Source organism: Cupriavidus pauculus, from assembly GCF_002858765.1.
Taxonomy (GTDB): domain Bacteria; phylum Pseudomonadota; class Gammaproteobacteria; order Burkholderiales; family Burkholderiaceae; genus Cupriavidus; species Cupriavidus pauculus_B.
In genome coordinates this window covers 677,367-691,355 of the sequence record NZ_PJRP01000001.1, presented here as the reverse complement: position 1 = coordinate 691,355, position 13,989 = coordinate 677,367, and the positions used below count along the sequence as shown (strand labels likewise).

Here is a 13,989-nt window from a genome sequence, read left to right as displayed (position 1 = left end):
GCACCATCACCAGCGGGATGGACCGGAACAGCGTCACGTACGCCTGCGCAAACCAGTTCAGCGGCTTGCTGGACGACAGGCGCATCATTGCCAGAATCGTGCCCCAGACGATGCCGACGATCACCGCAGTCACGGTGATCTTCAGCGACACCATCATGCCCTCGCCGAGCACGTGAATGGTCGATGCGTTGATCGAGCTGAAATCGAATTCGTATGCCATGTTCCAGCTCCTTACTTGCCGCCGATGAAGCCCGGCACGCGGGTACGGCGTTCCACCCAGCGCATCAGGAACATCACCGTGAAGTTGATCAGGGCGTACAGCACCGTGACCGCGATGAACGACTCGTACGGGCGCGCGGTGTAGTCCACCAGCTGGCGGCCCTGGGCGGCCAGTTCCAGCAGACCGATCGTCGACGCCACGGCCGAATTCTTGAAGATGTTCAGGAATTCGGACGTGATCGGCGGCACGATGACGCGGAACGCCATCGGCAGCAGCACGTGGCGATACGTTTGCGCCAGCGTGAAACCCATGGCCAGGCCGGCGTTCTTCTGACCGCGCGGCAGCGAATTGATACCCGAGCGCACCTGTTCGCAAACCCGGGCGGCGGTAAACGTGCCCAGGCAGATCATGGCGGCCAGGAACTGCTGGGTGAACGGGTTCATCTGCTTGATGGCCTCGCCGCCCGGCAGCAGCTCGGGACCGACGAAGTACCAGATGAACAGCTGCACCAGCAGCGGAATGTTCCGGAAAATCTCGACGTAGGTGGCCGCAAACCCCGACAGCCACTTGTTCGGCACGGTGCGCAGCACACCCAGCACGGAGCCGATGATGAGGGCGATGATCCACGACGACAGGCCCAGCGCGATCGTGACCTTGAGACCGGAAATCATCCAGTCCAGGTACGTCTCGTTGGAGGCGGCCTGCTCGAGGAAGACTCCCCAGTGAAAAACGTAATCCATAGTGCGTCCTCAAAAAGAAACGGAAGGACTGCTCCTTCCGTTTCGCACTGCCCCAATCGCGCAGATCAGTCGAGTGCCTTGTCGTTCGGGTTCTTGAAGAGCGCCTTCATGTCTTCGGACAGCGGGAAGTCCAGGTTCAGGCCCTTCGGCGGCACCGGTTGCTGGAACCACTTCGTGTACATCGTGTTGATCGAGCCGTCCTTCATCAGGCCGGTAATCACGTGGTCGGACAGCTTCTTGAACGGCGCATCGTCCTTGCGGATCATGCAGCCGTACGATTCACGCGACTGCGGCTTGCCCACGACGATCCAGTCGTTCGGGTTCTTGGCCTTGGCGCGCTCGCCGTACAGCAGTGCGTCGTCCATCATGAACGCCACGGCACGGCCCGATTCCAGCGTCAGGAACGACTGGCCATGGTCCTTGGTGCTGATGATGTTCATGCCCAGCTTCTGGTCGTCGTTCATCTTGCGCAGCAGGCGCTCCGACGTCGTACCAGCCGTGGTCACCACGTTCTTGCCCTTCAGGTCGGCCCAGTCCTTGATGCCGCCGTCCTTCTTCACCATGATGCGCGTGCCGATGATGAAGATGCTGGTGGTGAACGATGCCTGCTTCTGGCGCTCGAGGTTGTTCGTCGTCGAGCCGCACTCGATGTCGATCGTGCCGTTCTGCAGCAGCGTGATGCGGTTCTGCGAGGTGATCGGGATTTCCTTGACCTGCAGGTTCGGCAGCTTCAGCTGGTCCTTGATGGCTTCCACGATCTTCATATTGATATCGTAGGAATAGCCTACCTGGCGCACACCGCCCAGGTTGTAGTTGAACGGAATCGAAGAGTCCCGCACACCCAGCGTGATGACACCCGTATCCTTGATCTTCTGCAGCGTACCCGTCAGCGGCTCGGCTGCCTGTGCGCTTGCACACAGCATGCCTGCCGCAATCATCAGGCCGGCCAACTTGGCAACATTCATAACATCTCCTTGACCATGAAGAGAGAAAGGCGCGACTGTAACAGACAGTCCCGCCGGCGAAACAGTATTGCTTAGCTCGTCACCCAAGACAACGGGTTTTTCCCCTAACTGGTGCCATTTCCGGCAGTGTTTCGCGGCAATGCGCCAAAATGAGACACAACTGCCAACGCCGTCTTGCAAGTTTCGGGAGGCGGCGCCGAATAGAAAAACGGCGACCGGAACAAGTCCGGTCGCCGTTTCTCAGTGAATTAGGATAGAGGCCAGAGATGCTGCGTTGCAACAGCCCTGGCTTCCCATTCCCTGACCCGCCTGCATCATGGATACAGGCCGCGCATTTCACGCGCCTGCAAGATGCGCGTGCAGGCGACGATGAACGCGGCCGTACGCAGCGTGACCTTGTTGTCCTGGGCAACCTTCCAGATCGCCCGGAAAGCCTCTTGCATGATTCGTACCAGGCGTTCGTTGATTTCCTCTTCGGTCCAGAAGAAGCTCGAGAAGTCCTGCACCCACTCGAAGTAGGACACTGTCACGCCGCCGGCGTTGGCGATCACGTCCGGGCAGACCAGGATATTGCGCTCGCGCAGGATATCGTCGGCCTGGGGCGTGGTCGGGCCGTTGGCGCCCTCGATCACTAGCTTGGCCGTGATTTTCGGCGCGTTCTCGGCGGTGATCTGGCCTTCCAGCGCGGCCGGGATCAGGATGTCGCAGTCGACTTCCCAGAACCGGTCGCCCTTCAGCACTTCGGCGCGATAACCCTCGATCGTGCCGCTGTGCGACGCGTATTCCATCATCGCCGGCACGTCCAGACCGGCCGGGTCGAACAGCGTCGTGCGGTGGTCCTGCACGGCCACGACCTTCGCGCCGGCTTCATGGAACAGCTTGGCGGCCACGGCGCCCACGTTGCCGAAGCCCTGCACGGCCACGCGCGCACCCTTGACGTCCATGCCCAGGTTGCGGGCAGCCTCGGAACCGACCACGAACACGCCACGGCCGGTGGCTTCGTGACGGCCCAGCGAGCCGCCCAGCGAGATCGGCTTGCCGGTCACCACGCCGGTGGCCGTGCTGCCCGAGTTCATCGAGTAGGTGTCCATCATCCAGGCCATGACCTGGGCGTTGGTATTCACGTCCGGCGCCGGAATGTCCTTGGTCGGGCCGATGATGAGGTTGATTTCGCTGGTGTAGCGGCGCGTCAGGCGTTCCAGCTCGCCGTGCGACAGCGTGCGCGGATCCACGCGGATACCGCCCTTGGCGCCGCCGTACGGCACGTTCACGGCTGCGTTCTTCACCGACATCCAGGCAGACAGCGCCATCACTTCGGACAGCGTCACGTCCTGGTGGAAACGCACGCCGCCCTTGCCCGGGCCGCGCGACAGGTTGTGCTGCACCCGATAGCCCTCGAAATGGGCGATGGTGCCGTTGTCCAGTTCGATGGGTACGTCGACGATCAGCGCACGCTTCGGGCGCTTCAGGGTTTCAACCCAGCGTGCCAGCGAGCCCAGGTAGGGCGTGACACGGTCGACTTGCTGCAGGTAGATGCCCCACGGGCCGAGGTTGTCGGCGTTCAGGTACGAAGGCAGGGCGTGAGCATTGGAGACGTTTTGCGTCGGTGCTGCGGAAGACATCGTTGGTTTCCGAGTGAAGGTGACACGGAGCATATCGGCGCCCCCTTTCCCGAATCCAATGCCGTTTGATCATCCCCGTCATCACGGTTATGCAAGCCTTGCATAACGTTCGCGCGCCGTCTGGCCTCCCTCAAGCGGTGGTTGACGGGGCAACCAATGCCGCCCAGACCTTGTCCACCAGCTGGCGCTTGCGCCTGAGCTGGCTGCCGCGCCGTTCGCCCGTGTCAGCCGGGCGCTCGCGATAAAGCCGGATTTCCATGTCGATCGATTGCGGCAGGCCCCGCGCGGCCTCGGCGCGCACCAGGCGGCCGGCGGCCACGTCTTCGCGCACCGTGCTTTCTGGCAGAAACGCCATGCCGTGGCCCGCCAGCGCCATGACCTTGAGCGCTTCGGCCATATCGGTTTCGTAGCATTTGTCGAGCTTGAGCGAATCGACGGACTCGGCCAGCAGCATGTCCACCATGCGACCCAGAAACGCATTGGGCGTGTAACTAAGGAACGGCACCGGCTTCTTGTCGGTGCCTGGCAGCCGGAACAGCGGGCGGCCCGTGGCGTCGGGCACGCTGTACGGCGACAGCCGTTCCGTGCCGAGCACCAGCATGTCGTAGTGCGCCGGATCAAGCTGGATGGCCTGGCGCGGGTGGTGGTAGACCATGACCAGGTCGCAGCCGCCTTCCACCAGCATCAGCACCGCATCGTGGACGTTCAGCGCGCGCAGCCGGCACGGCAGCGTGCCCAGCTTGCGCTCCACGGCCTTGAGCCATTCCGGGAAAAAGGTCAGCGACAGCGTGTGGGGCACCGCGAATTCCAGCACCTGGGCGTTGGCCGACCGCTGGCCGCGCATCAGCGCGCGTGTTTCGCTGACCTGCGCCAGCATCGCCAGCGCCTGTTCGTAGAACACCTTGCCGGCCTCGGTTAGGCTGGTGGGGTAGCTCGACCGATCGATCAGCTCGGTGCCAACCCAGGCCTCCAGCGACTGGATGCGCCGCGAGAACGCCGGTTGGGTGACATGCCGCAGTTCCGCCGAGCGCGAGAAACTGTGCGTCTCGGCCAGGCTGACGAAGTCTTCAAGCCATTTGATTTCCATGGCGCGGATTATCGCCTGCCGGAGCGATGCCGGCGCAACCTGCAATAAAATTCCTACCAATTGCCATTTATTGGAATGCACTTACAATAGTCAGCCACTTTTGACCAAATTTCGCATGCTGGTGCTCCGATCGCGCTTTTAAGATGAACGCTATCGCACATATCGCCCATCCAGAAGAACGAGCCCGCCATGGAAGCCGCCGCATCTGCCATCCGTCCCACGCCGTGCCCCTTGTCGTCGCTGGCATCGGGTATGGAAGCCACGCTGTCCCAGAGCGCCCGCATGGTGGCCGCCCACGTAGCGGCCAGCCTGCCCGACGCCCACACCCTGCTGGCCACTCTGCCCCCCGGCGCGCTGGAAGGCAGCCCCGACAACTACACGCGCCATTTGGTCTACGCCGATCCGTACGAGCGTTTCTCGGTGATGGTGCTGGTCTGGCGTCCCGGCCAGCACAGCCAGGTACATGGCCATCGCACCTGGTGCGCGTATCGCGTGTTGCACGGCACGCTGTCCGAACGGCATTACCGCTGGAATCCCGAAAATCGCACGGCCACGCAGGTGGGCGCCGTGACGCGCGAGGTGGGCGACACGTTCAGCGTGCCCGCCGGCCTGCAGCATATCCACGCACTGGGCAACGACAGCAACGCCGTGGCCGTGTCACTGCACATCTACGGCGTGGACCAGGACCGCATTGCCACCGGCGTGAATATGCTGGTGGATACCATCGTCAGCTGACATCCGCCCTGGCAGGGTGGCCGGCGGCTGACGCCCTCCACCCTTACCGGACCTGATATCCATGGACCGCTATGACCGCCAGATCCTGGGCATCCTGCAGGAAGATGCCTCCGTGCCCGTCGCCGACATCGGCGAGCGCGTCGGTCTAACCTCCACGCCCTGCTGGCGCCGCGTGCAGAAGCTGGAGGAGTCCGGCGTCATCCGCAAGCGCGTGGCGCTGCTCGACGCCGCCAAGCTCAATGTGGGCGTGACCGTCTTTGTCTCGATCCGCACCAGCCAGCACAACGTGAAATGGCTGAAGACATTCCACGATCTCGTGGCTTCGATTCCGGAAGTCACCGAGTTCTACCGCATGGCGGGCGACACCGACTACCTGCTGCGTGTGGTGGTGCCCGATATCGCCGCCTATGATGCCGTGTACAAGAAGCTGATCCAGGGCGTGGAGCTGGCCGATGTCAGCTCCAGCTTCGCGATGGAGCAGATCAAGTACACGACGGCATTGCCGCTGGACTATGCCTAGCGCCCAGGCGCTACTTGGGCGACTCGGGCGACTTCGGCGACTTCGGTTGATGCACGACATCGACACCGAGCCGGAACGTGCCGATCTTCGGCTGCTTCGGCAGATCGGTGCCGATGGCATCGACCACCAGCCGCAAGCCGGGCTTGGTCCGGTATCGCGCGTCAGGCTTGAGCTGGGGATTGTCCGCCGGGTCGTACCACAGGATCAGCGTGCCGCGACCGGCGTGACCGCCGACGGCTTCCAGCGGCCCCGTGCTGCCTTCCGGCCCCGAGCCGCTGACATTGCGTTACGCGCGGAGCCACAGCGGCACGACACGGCCGCTATATCCATCGCCTTCCATGCTCGCCAGCACCTTGAGCGCCGTGTAGCCGTCCTGCGGGTATGCAACGACCTGCTTGCGCTGCGTGCCCTTGGCGACGAACTGGACCCGCGAGTTCGTCCACGGTGCCTCGGCGGTATAGGTGAAGACCGTCGGCTGCACAGCCGCGTTGGCGGCGACCACCACGTTCAGATCGTCCAGGGTGTTGTCGCCGATCTTGTACCACCGCCGGTCATCGGACCCGGGCCGCTGCCCGGCTCTGGCATGGGCGTCATTGGCCCAGATGTACTTGCCTGCGTACACACAGCTTCCCAGCGGATACTCGCTCTGGGGCCGCCAGCGCTCGATCGCGCGGCATTCCCCGGGTCGCTCCGGCGTATCCGCCACGGCATTCGCCGCGGACGACAGCAGCAACACCTGCGCCGCGGACGAAGCTGCAGCCCGCCTGAAAGGCAGGCTTTTCCTTAGAATGGTTGGTACCTCGAGTTTTGCGTTGAAGGACTCGCCAAGGCAAGTCGCCCTAGCGTCCAAAACTCTAGGCATCGGCCCATGCGCCAACAATCGCCGTCCGTCCAAAGTCGGCAGCGTCTTGCCTTTGTCACCCCGAGGGGAGGCCGGGTATCTCGATCACCCCCGGTGCGCCCAGCCCGTCATCCGCTTCTCCAGCACGGCAAACAGCTCGTACATGACCATCGCCATCACGGCGATCACCACCAGCCCCGCGAACGCCAGCGGCATCTTCATGGCCGACCCGGCCGACACCAGCAGATAGCCGATCCCTTCGTTGGCCGCGTTCATCTCCGACACCGTGGTACCCACGAACGCCAGCGTGATGGCCACCTTCAGCGATGCAAAGAAGAACGGCAGCGCGCGTGGCAGGCCCACCTTGAGCAGCACGTCGCGGCGCTTGGCGCCCAGCACGCGTAGTACATCCTCCAATTCGGGTTCCAGCGTGGCCAGTCCCGTGGCGATGTTGACCATGATTGGGAAGAACGAGATCAGGAACGCGGTCAGGATGGCTGGACCTGCGCCCAGGCCGAACCACACCACCAGGATCGGCACGAACGCCGCCTTGGGCAGCGCGTTGAAAGCCGTCATCAGCGGATAGGTGGCCGCGTAGGCCAGTCGCGACGAACCCATCAGCATGCCCAGCACCACGCCCACCACGATGGCCACGGCGAAGCCGACCATGGTGGTCCAGAACGTGCGCCACGCGTGCCCGGCGATCACGCCGCCGTACTCCACCATCGACGTCACGATCGATGACGGGCTGGGCAGGATGAAGTCGGACACGTCGAAGACCAGGCACGCGCCCTGCCACAACAGCAGGCACGCGCCAAGCAGGATCCAAGGGGCAACGCGCTGCACGCGCTTCGCCTGTAGAGAAGACATCGTCGTCATGTTCAGTGCCGCCCTGCGTTATCAGTGTGGTTGCCCGGCTTGTGGCCGATCTTCTCGCGCAGCTCGTGTACGCGCTCGGCAAACGGTTCGGTATAGGTGATGTCCAGCGGACGCGGGCGCGGCAGGTCGATCTCCCGGCGCAGCACGATCCGCCCCGGGCGCGCGCTCATCACGTAGACGGTGTCGGCCAGGAACACCGCCTCGCGCAGGTCGTGCGTGACCAGGATCACGTTGAAGCGCTGCACCTGCCAGAGGTCGCGCAGCACGCACCAGAGTTCCTCGCGCGTGAAGGCGTCGAGCGCGCCGAACGGCTCGTCCAGCAGCAGCATGCGCGGCTCGTGGATCAGCGCCCGGCAGATCGACGCGCGCTGCTGCATGCCGCCCGACAGTTGCCACGGATACTTGTCCTCGTAGCCGGCCAGGCCCACGGTCTTCAGCAGCGCGCGGGCGCGCTCCACATATTCGCCGCGCTTCTTGCGCATGGTCGACCGATAGGGTTCGACGATCTCCAGCGGCAGCATCACGTTGTCGAGCGTGGTGCGCCACGGCAGCAGCGTCGGCGCCTGGAAGGCCATGCCCACCTGCTTGAGCGGGCCGGTTACCTTGGCGCCGTTGATGCTGACCGCGCCGCGCGTGGCCGGACGCAGCCCCGTGGCCAGCTTCATGAACGTGGACTTGCCGCAGCCCGACGGCCCGACGATGGCGATGAACTCGCCTTCGCGCGCCTGCAGCGAGATGTCCTCGACCGCGAACTCGCCGCGGCGTGCCAGATCGTCGTCGTAGGCCAGCCAGACGCGGTTGAAATCGACGAACGGCTGACCTGGCTTGTCAGTTGCTGGCTTGTCAGCCGCCGGCGTGCCCGAGGCGGGCATCAGGGCTTCGCGCGCCATCATCGCAATACGTCCAGTTCGGCGGCCGACGGCAGGTATGCATCGGTCCAGAGGGCATCGGGGTTGATGCGGCCCTTGGTGGCGAACGCGTCGGCCACCTGCGAGGCCATCAGCGACAGGCGCGGCTTGCTCACGCGGCCGAAGCCTTCGGCCTTGGCGTCGGGCGACTTGACCACGCTGTCCAGCGCGATCTTCAGGCGGCGGACTTCCAGCTTCTCGTCGATAATCCCGTCGCGCGCCTTGACGGCCTTGACGCCGTCTTCCGGCTTTGCGATCACGTCCTTCGCCGACTTCGCGAACGCGCGCAGGAAGGCCTTCACGGCCTCGGGGTTGCTCTTCAGGAATTGCTCGGAGGCGATGATCGCGTTGCCGTAGAGCTTCACGCCGTACTGCGGGTAGGGCAGCACCACGATGTCTTCATCCTTCACGCCGCGCGCGTTCAGGTTCAGGATCGACGTGAACGAGAAGCCCGTGATGGCGTCGAGGTCGCCGCGCGCCAGCATTGTCTCGCGCAGCGTGGGGTCCATCGCCTGCCAGTTGAACGCGCCGGCCTGCAGGCCGTTGGCCTTGGCGAAGATCGGGAAGGCGCGGCGGCCGGCGTCGAACACCGGGGCGCCGAGCTTCTTGCCGGCCAGGTCCTTCGGCGCCTTGATGCCCGACTTCTTCAACGCCAGCACGGCGGCCGGCGTGTTGTTGTAGACCATCATCACGGCCACCGGCCGGTTCTTCGCGTCGGGATTGTTGCCGTAGAACTCCATCACCGACGCCAGGTCGGCAAAGCCCATGTCGTACGTGCCCGATGCCACGCGGTTGACCACGTTGCCCGATCCGTTGCCGGCGTCGATGGCCACGTCGAGCTTCTCGGCCTTGTAGTAGCCCTTCTGCTCGCCTAGCAGGAACAGCGCCGACGGGCCTTCAAAGCGCCAGTCGAGTTGGAAACGGATCTTCGTGGCGGCCTGCGCCTGCGCGGTGCCTGCGCAGAGTGTCGACAGCACCATCGTGGTGCCCAACGCGGTGCACAGCTTCAGCAGATGACGGCGCACGGGGGATTGCGGCATGGACCTTCTCCAGTAGTTGATCTCTCTGGAGGGGGCTTTTCGCAAGGGACGTGCCAGCTTTTCGCGGGGCTGTCATGCACCGGCACAAGGCGTGCGCGCGGTGCATTGACGAACCATGATTGTGCGCGGCCCGCTGTCGGCATGCGTTGCCGGCAGCCATTGTCGACAATCGTCAGGCGTCCTGCGTGGCGTCGCCGACCTCGATATCGCGGGCGTCGGCATCGGGCGAGCCCTGCGCGGCATTGCGCGCCTGGATCTGCCACATCTCGGCGTAGCGGCCGTTGGCACGCATCAGGTCGGCATGGGTGCCGCGCTCGACGATGCGGCCGTGGTCCATGACCAGGATCTGGTCGGCATGGACCACCGTGGACAGCCGGTGCGCGATCAGCAGCGTGGTGCGGTTCTGGGCCAGCCGCATCAGTTCGGCCTGGATGGCCTGCTCGGTGCGCGAATCCAGCGCCGAGGTAGCCTCGTCGAACACCAGGATCGGCGGGTTCTTCAGCAGCGTTCGCGCGATGGCCACGCGCTGCTTCTCGCCGCCCGACAGCTTCAGGCCCCGCTCGCCCACCGGCGTGTCGTAGCCCTGCGGCAGTTCGCGGATGAAATGGTCGATCTGGGCGGCCTGCGCGGCGGCGATGACTTCCTCGCGCGTGGCCTCGGGCCGGCCATAGGCGATGTTGTAGTAGATGCTGTCGTTGAACAGCACCGTGTCCTGCGGCACGATGCCGATCGACGCGCGCAGCGTGGACTGGCGCACGCGGCGGATGTCCTGGCCGTCCACCTCGATATCGCCCTGCGAGACGTCGTAGAAGCGGAACAGCAGCCTGGCCAGCGTGGACTTGCCCGACCCGCTGTGGCCCACCACCGCCGTGGTGGTGCCGGCCGCAATCGTGAAATCCACGTCCTGCAGGATCACGCGATTGGATTCGTAGCCAAAGCCAACGTGGCGGAAGCGCACCTCGGCCCCGTTGACGCGCAGCGTCGGGGCGTCGGGGCTGTCGGCCACCTCCTGGTTGGTGCCCAGCAGCACGAACATGCGGTCCATGTCGGTGGTGGCCTGCTTGATCTCGCGGTAGATCACGCCCAGGAAATTGAGCGGGATGTACAGCTGGATCATCAGCGTGTTGACCAGCACCAGGTCGCCCAGCGTGAGCTTGCCCGCCGCCACGCCCACCGTGGCACGCCACAGGATCAGGATCAGGCCGGTGGCAATGATGGCCTGCTGGCCGAAGTTCAGGAACGACAGCGAATTCTGCGACCGGATGGCCGCCGTGCGATAGGTGCGCAGGTTCTCGTCGTAGCGGCGCGCCTCGTATTCCTCGTTGCCGAAGTACTTGACCGTCTCGAAGTTCAGCAGCGAATCGATGGCCTTCTGGTTGGCCCGCGAATCCAGCTCGTTCATCTTGCGCCGGAAGTGGGTGCGCCACTCGGTCACCACGATCGTGAACGTGATGTAGCCCACCAGCGCGCACAGCGTAATGGCCGCGAACCAGATGTCGTAGTGCAGGAAGAAGAAGCCGATGACCAGCGACATCTCCACCAGCGTCGGCAGGATGCTGTACAGCGAGTACGAAATCAGCGACTGGATGCCACGGGTGCCGCGCTCGATGTCGCGGCTCATGCCGCCGGTCTGCCGCTCCAGGTGGAACCGCAGCGACAGTGCATGCAGGTGGCGGAAGACCTGCAGCGCGATCTCCCGGACCGCGCTCTGCGTCACCTTTGAAAAGAGGATCTCACGCAACTCGGTGAACAGCGAACTCGACAGCCGCAGCACCCCGTAGGCAACGATCAGGCCGACCGGCACCACCAGCAGCGCCGTGGCGTCGCCGGGCTTGATGTCCATGGCGTCGACGAGCTTTTTCATCAGCACCGGCACACCCAGGTTGGCCACCTTGGCGGCTACCAGGCAGGCCAGCGCCAGCATCACGCGCCACTTGTAGTGCCAGACATAGGGCAGCAGGTTGCGGACGGTCTGCCAGTCGCTGCGGGGCGCACCGGCGCCCTTGAACAATGCATTGGCCGGCTCCGTGGGGGCGGGCTCGGCGGTCGTGGAATAGCGGCGCATACGTTAGAATTCGTGCCAATGCCGCGATTGTCGCAGAGATCGCCATGTCCGGCAGACCATCGCCTTATCGCCTTATGAATTCTCCGTATTTCCCGCTCTCATCGATCGCCGACATGTCCACTTCCGCCCCCCTCTCCGAACTGCCAGCCGGCAAGAACCCGGCCTTGCGCGTGGTACCGATGCCCGCCGACGCCAACGTGCACGGCGACGTGTTCGGCGGCTGGATCATGGCCCAGGTGGACATCGCCGGCTCGATCCCGGCGGTGGAACGCGCCCAGGGCCGCGTGGCCACGGTGGCGGTGAACTCGTTCCTCTTCAAGCACCCCGTGTTCGTGGGCGATCTGGTCAGCTTCTACGCGGATATCGTCAAGACGGGCCGCACGTCGATCACGGTGTCCGTGGAGGTCTACGCGCAACGGATGCGCCACAGCCACGAGATCGTCAAGGTGACGGAAGCCACGCTGACGTACGTGGCCACCGACGAAAGCCGGCAACCGCGGGTGTTGCCGGCCTGAATGCGCCGTTGAACGGGTTGGATTCCCCTCTCCAGTACGACGGGAGAGGGGAGCAAACAAGCGGTAGATGCAGCGCCTCAGTCGAACTTCGAGAAATCCGGCTTGCGCTTCTCGAAGAATGCCGTGAACGCTTCCTTGGCTTCCGGCGCCACCAGCATGCGGCGGAACACCTCGCCTTCCTCGGCCATCTTCTTCGCCACGGCCGCCACATCGTCGCCCTTCATCAGCCGCTTGGTCTCGCGCAGCGACGACGCAGGCAGCGCCGCCAGCTTGGCCGCCTGCTGGCGCACGTAGTCCGACAGCTCGCCCACCGGCAACACCTTCGTCACCAGCCCGATCGCGAATGCCTCCTGCGCGCTGAACGCCTCGCCCAGCAGCAGCTTCTCGGCGGCGCGCTGGTAGCCCATCAGGCGCGGCAGCAGCAGGCTCGACGCGGCCTCCGGGCACAGGCCCAGCTGCGAGAACGGCAGCGACAGCTTGGCGGTGTCCGACGCATAGACCAGGTCGCAATGCAGCAGCAGCGTGGTGCCGATGCCCACGGCCGCGCCGCTGACCGACGCCACCACGGGCTTGGTGGCGTGGCTGATGGCGTGCAGGAACTGGAACACCGGCGGCTGGGCGCCGTCGCTGCCTTGCGTCGGCGGACGCTTCATGAAGTCTTCCAGGTCGTTGCCGGCCGTGAAGATCTCGGGCTTGCCTTCGATCACGATCACGCGCACGGCGCTGTCGGATTCGGCGGCACGCAGCGCATCGGCCATGGTCTGGTACATGGCCGCGGTGATGGCGTTCTTCTTGTCGATGCGATCGAAACCAATGGCCAGAATGCCCTGGTCGATGCGGGTGGCAATGCTCATGTCTTCCTCGTCTCGGTCGTGATGCAGACTGCCGCTCACACGAACGGTGGCGGCATGTCGGAAAGATAACTGAGCCCGAACGCGCCCGCGCCCACGTTGAGCGCGACGGTCAGGCTCATCGGCGCGAGCATCAGCTCCACGCCGTACTTGGCGGCGGTTTCGGCCAGCGACTGCCACGCCGGCCACGATTCCACTTCGTCCAGATCGCCCGCGTAAGCGGCGGCCACGGCGGGCGTCAGCAGGCACTTGGCCCGGATGCAGGCTTCCGCGTGACCCAGCAGGCGGCGCACGCCGTCCTCGGCCCCGCGCACCTTGGCAATCGCTTCGGTCTCGCCCTGGTGCATGCGGATCACCGGTCGGATATTGAACGCGCTACCCAGCATGTAGCGGCTCCACGTGATGCTGTTCTCGCCCTTGTGCTTGGCGCGCGTGTACATGTACAGCAGTTCGTCGGGGATCAGGAACATGTGCGCGGCGTCGCGCAGGCGGTTCTCCACGGCGTCGACCACCGCCGTCGCCTTCGCGCCATCGGCCAGCATACGGGCGGCCTCGCGCACGATCAGCGCCTGGCCGGGGCCGATGGCGCCGGTGTCGATCACGGTCAGGTCGAACAGCCCGCTGCGGCCGGCGTCCTTGCGCAGCTTGAAACTGCGCGCGACGGTGCCCACCACGGCGCCCGTGGCATTCGCGTAGAGCTTGCTGCGGCTGCTGGCGATGGTCAGCAGGATGGCGCGGTCGCAACCGGCCACCACGTTCTTCAGCAGGTGGTCTTCCAGTTCGCGTTCGAGCAGCGGGATCGATTCGGCGTAGTGGTCCTGCTTGCCGACCAGGTATTGCTGATAGAGGTCCGGCAGCGCGGCCTCGTCGCGCGTATCGACCACGAAGCGGTCACCGGCGCGGATGCGGAACGGGATGGTGCGGACGCCCAGCGCGTCCATCATCGAACGCGGCATGTCGCATGCCGCGTCGGCCAGAATGGCGGTCTCCTGCATATTGTT

Annotated in this window: 16 protein-coding genes; 3 read left to right on the top strand and 13 right to left on the bottom strand. The window is 64.7% G+C overall.

The features are described 5' to 3' along the window. From CYJ10_RS03130 to CYJ10_RS03110, 5 genes are all read right to left on the bottom strand, one after another. The coding region (locus CYJ10_RS03130; RefSeq protein WP_146001991.1) for an ABC transporter permease subunit at window positions 1–220 on the bottom strand (220 nt) is incomplete at its 3' end. An 11-nt stretch (window positions 221–231) separates the two neighbouring features. After that, window positions 232–960, bottom strand: a complete 729-nt coding sequence (locus CYJ10_RS03125) for an amino acid ABC transporter permease (RefSeq protein WP_101680079.1) — start codon at window positions 958–960, stop codon at window positions 232–234. Between the two features lie 65 nt (window positions 961–1,025). Then, window positions 1,026–1,925, bottom strand: coding sequence for a glutamate/aspartate ABC transporter substrate-binding protein (locus CYJ10_RS03120; protein WP_101680078.1), 900 nt, complete (start codon window positions 1,923–1,925; stop codon window positions 1,026–1,028). A 314-nt stretch (window positions 1,926–2,239) separates the two neighbouring features. Beyond that, a complete protein-coding gene (locus CYJ10_RS03115) occupies window positions 2,240–3,547 on the bottom strand; it encodes a Glu/Leu/Phe/Val family dehydrogenase (protein WP_101680077.1) in 1,308 nt (435 codons plus the stop codon). Between the two features lie 130 nt (window positions 3,548–3,677). After that, window positions 3,678–4,634 carry a LysR family transcriptional regulator gene (locus tag CYJ10_RS03110; RefSeq protein ID WP_101680076.1) on the bottom strand — a complete coding sequence of 319 codons (957 nt, stop codon included), beginning with the start codon at window positions 4,632–4,634 and terminating at the stop codon, window positions 3,678–3,680. A gap of 189 nt (window positions 4,635–4,823) precedes the next feature. On the opposite strand from CYJ10_RS03110, the gene CYJ10_RS03105 reads away from it, so the two are divergent. Both CYJ10_RS03105 and CYJ10_RS03100 read left to right on the top strand, forming a co-directional pair. Then, window positions 4,824–5,369 (top strand): cysteine dioxygenase family protein, encoded by a 546-nt coding sequence (locus CYJ10_RS03105; protein WP_101680075.1) that lies wholly within the window; start codon window positions 4,824–4,826, stop codon window positions 5,367–5,369. Window positions 5,370–5,430: 61 nt separating this feature from the next. Continuing rightward, the gene (locus CYJ10_RS03100) at window positions 5,431–5,889 is read left to right on the top strand and encodes an Lrp/AsnC family transcriptional regulator (RefSeq protein ID WP_101680074.1); all 459 of its coding nucleotides are present in this window, start codon (window positions 5,431–5,433) and stop codon (window positions 5,887–5,889) included. A gap of 10 nt (window positions 5,890–5,899) precedes the next feature. On the opposite strand, the gene CYJ10_RS34535 is transcribed toward CYJ10_RS03100, so the two are convergent. The 6 genes from CYJ10_RS34535 to CYJ10_RS03075 all read right to left on the bottom strand — a co-directional run bounded on the left by CYJ10_RS34535 (window position 5,900) and on the right by CYJ10_RS03075 (window position 11,622). Beyond that, window positions 5,900–6,025: a hypothetical protein gene (locus CYJ10_RS34535; RefSeq protein WP_257992350.1), complete on the bottom strand. Its 126-nt coding sequence runs from the start codon at window positions 6,023–6,025 to the stop codon at window positions 5,900–5,902. A 150-nt stretch (window positions 6,026–6,175) separates the two neighbouring features. Continuing rightward, on the bottom strand, window positions 6,176–6,622 hold the full coding sequence (locus tag CYJ10_RS03095) for a hypothetical protein (protein ID WP_101680073.1): 447 nt from the start codon (window positions 6,620–6,622) through the stop codon (window positions 6,176–6,178). 213 nt (window positions 6,623–6,835) lie between these two features. Then, window positions 6,836–7,609: an ABC transporter permease gene (locus CYJ10_RS03090; protein ID WP_101680072.1), complete on the bottom strand. Its 774-nt coding sequence runs from the start codon at window positions 7,607–7,609 to the stop codon at window positions 6,836–6,838. Window positions 7,610–7,611: 2 nt separating this feature from the next. Further along, a complete protein-coding gene (locus CYJ10_RS03085) occupies window positions 7,612–8,502 on the bottom strand; it encodes an ABC transporter ATP-binding protein (RefSeq protein ID WP_101680071.1) in 891 nt (296 codons plus the stop codon). Beyond that, the gene (locus tag CYJ10_RS03080; protein ID WP_101680070.1) at window positions 8,499–9,557 is read right to left on the bottom strand and encodes an ABC transporter substrate-binding protein; all 1,059 of its coding nucleotides are present in this window, start codon (window positions 9,555–9,557) and stop codon (window positions 8,499–8,501) included. Before CYJ10_RS03080 ends, CYJ10_RS03085 begins: the two co-directional genes overlap by 4 nt. Window positions 9,558–9,729: 172 nt before the next feature. After that, window positions 9,730–11,622, bottom strand: a complete 1,893-nt coding sequence (locus tag CYJ10_RS03075) for an ABCB family ABC transporter ATP-binding protein/permease (RefSeq protein WP_101680069.1) — start codon at window positions 11,620–11,622, stop codon at window positions 9,730–9,732. A 113-nt stretch (window positions 11,623–11,735) separates the two neighbouring features. On the opposite strand from CYJ10_RS03075, the gene CYJ10_RS03070 reads away from it, so the two are divergent. Continuing rightward, window positions 11,736–12,137, top strand: coding sequence for an acyl-CoA thioesterase (locus CYJ10_RS03070; protein ID WP_101680068.1), 402 nt, complete (start codon window positions 11,736–11,738; stop codon window positions 12,135–12,137). Between the two features lie 77 nt (window positions 12,138–12,214). Here the strand turns inward: CYJ10_RS03070 and CYJ10_RS03065 are convergent, their stop codons facing one another. Further along, window positions 12,215–12,991, bottom strand: a complete 777-nt coding sequence (locus CYJ10_RS03065; protein WP_101680067.1) for an enoyl-CoA hydratase — start codon at window positions 12,989–12,991, stop codon at window positions 12,215–12,217. Between the two features lie 35 nt (window positions 12,992–13,026). After that, window positions 13,027–13,983, bottom strand: a complete 957-nt coding sequence (locus CYJ10_RS03060; RefSeq protein WP_101680066.1) for a DegV family protein — start codon at window positions 13,981–13,983, stop codon at window positions 13,027–13,029. Window positions 13,984–13,989: the final 6 nt, after the last annotated feature.

Coding starts and splice junctions, on each gene's coding strand:
- CYJ10_RS03125 (WP_101680079.1), bottom strand. CDS start 960: ATGGATTACGTTTTTCACTGGGGAGTCTTCCTCGAGCAGGCCGCCTCC.
- CYJ10_RS03120 (WP_101680078.1), bottom strand. CDS start 1,925: ATGAATGTTGCCAAGTTGGCCGGCCTGATGATTGCGGCAGGCATGCTG.
- CYJ10_RS03115 (WP_101680077.1), bottom strand. CDS start 3,547: ATGTCTTCCGCAGCACCGACGCAAAACGTCTCCAATGCTCACGCCCTG.
- CYJ10_RS03110 (WP_101680076.1), bottom strand. CDS start 4,634: ATGGAAATCAAATGGCTTGAAGACTTCGTCAGCCTGGCCGAGACGCAC.
- CYJ10_RS03105 (WP_101680075.1), top strand. CDS start 4,824: ATGGAAGCCGCCGCATCTGCCATCCGTCCCACGCCGTGCCCCTTGTCG.
- CYJ10_RS03100 (WP_101680074.1), top strand. CDS start 5,431: ATGGACCGCTATGACCGCCAGATCCTGGGCATCCTGCAGGAAGATGCC.
- CYJ10_RS03090 (WP_101680072.1), bottom strand. CDS start 7,609: ATGACGACGATGTCTTCTCTACAGGCGAAGCGCGTGCAGCGCGTTGCC.
- CYJ10_RS03085 (WP_101680071.1), bottom strand. CDS start 8,502: ATGATGGCGCGCGAAGCCCTGATGCCCGCCTCGGGCACGCCGGCGGCT.
- CYJ10_RS03080 (WP_101680070.1), bottom strand. CDS start 9,557: ATGCCGCAATCCCCCGTGCGCCGTCATCTGCTGAAGCTGTGCACCGCG.
- CYJ10_RS03075 (WP_101680069.1), bottom strand. CDS start 11,622: ATGCGCCGCTATTCCACGACCGCCGAGCCCGCCCCCACGGAGCCGGCC.
- CYJ10_RS03070 (WP_101680068.1), top strand. CDS start 11,736: ATGTCCACTTCCGCCCCCCTCTCCGAACTGCCAGCCGGCAAGAACCCG.
- CYJ10_RS03065 (WP_101680067.1), bottom strand. CDS start 12,991: ATGAGCATTGCCACCCGCATCGACCAGGGCATTCTGGCCATTGGTTTC.
- CYJ10_RS03060 (WP_101680066.1), bottom strand. CDS start 13,983: ATGCAGGAGACCGCCATTCTGGCCGACGCGGCATGCGACATGCCGCGT.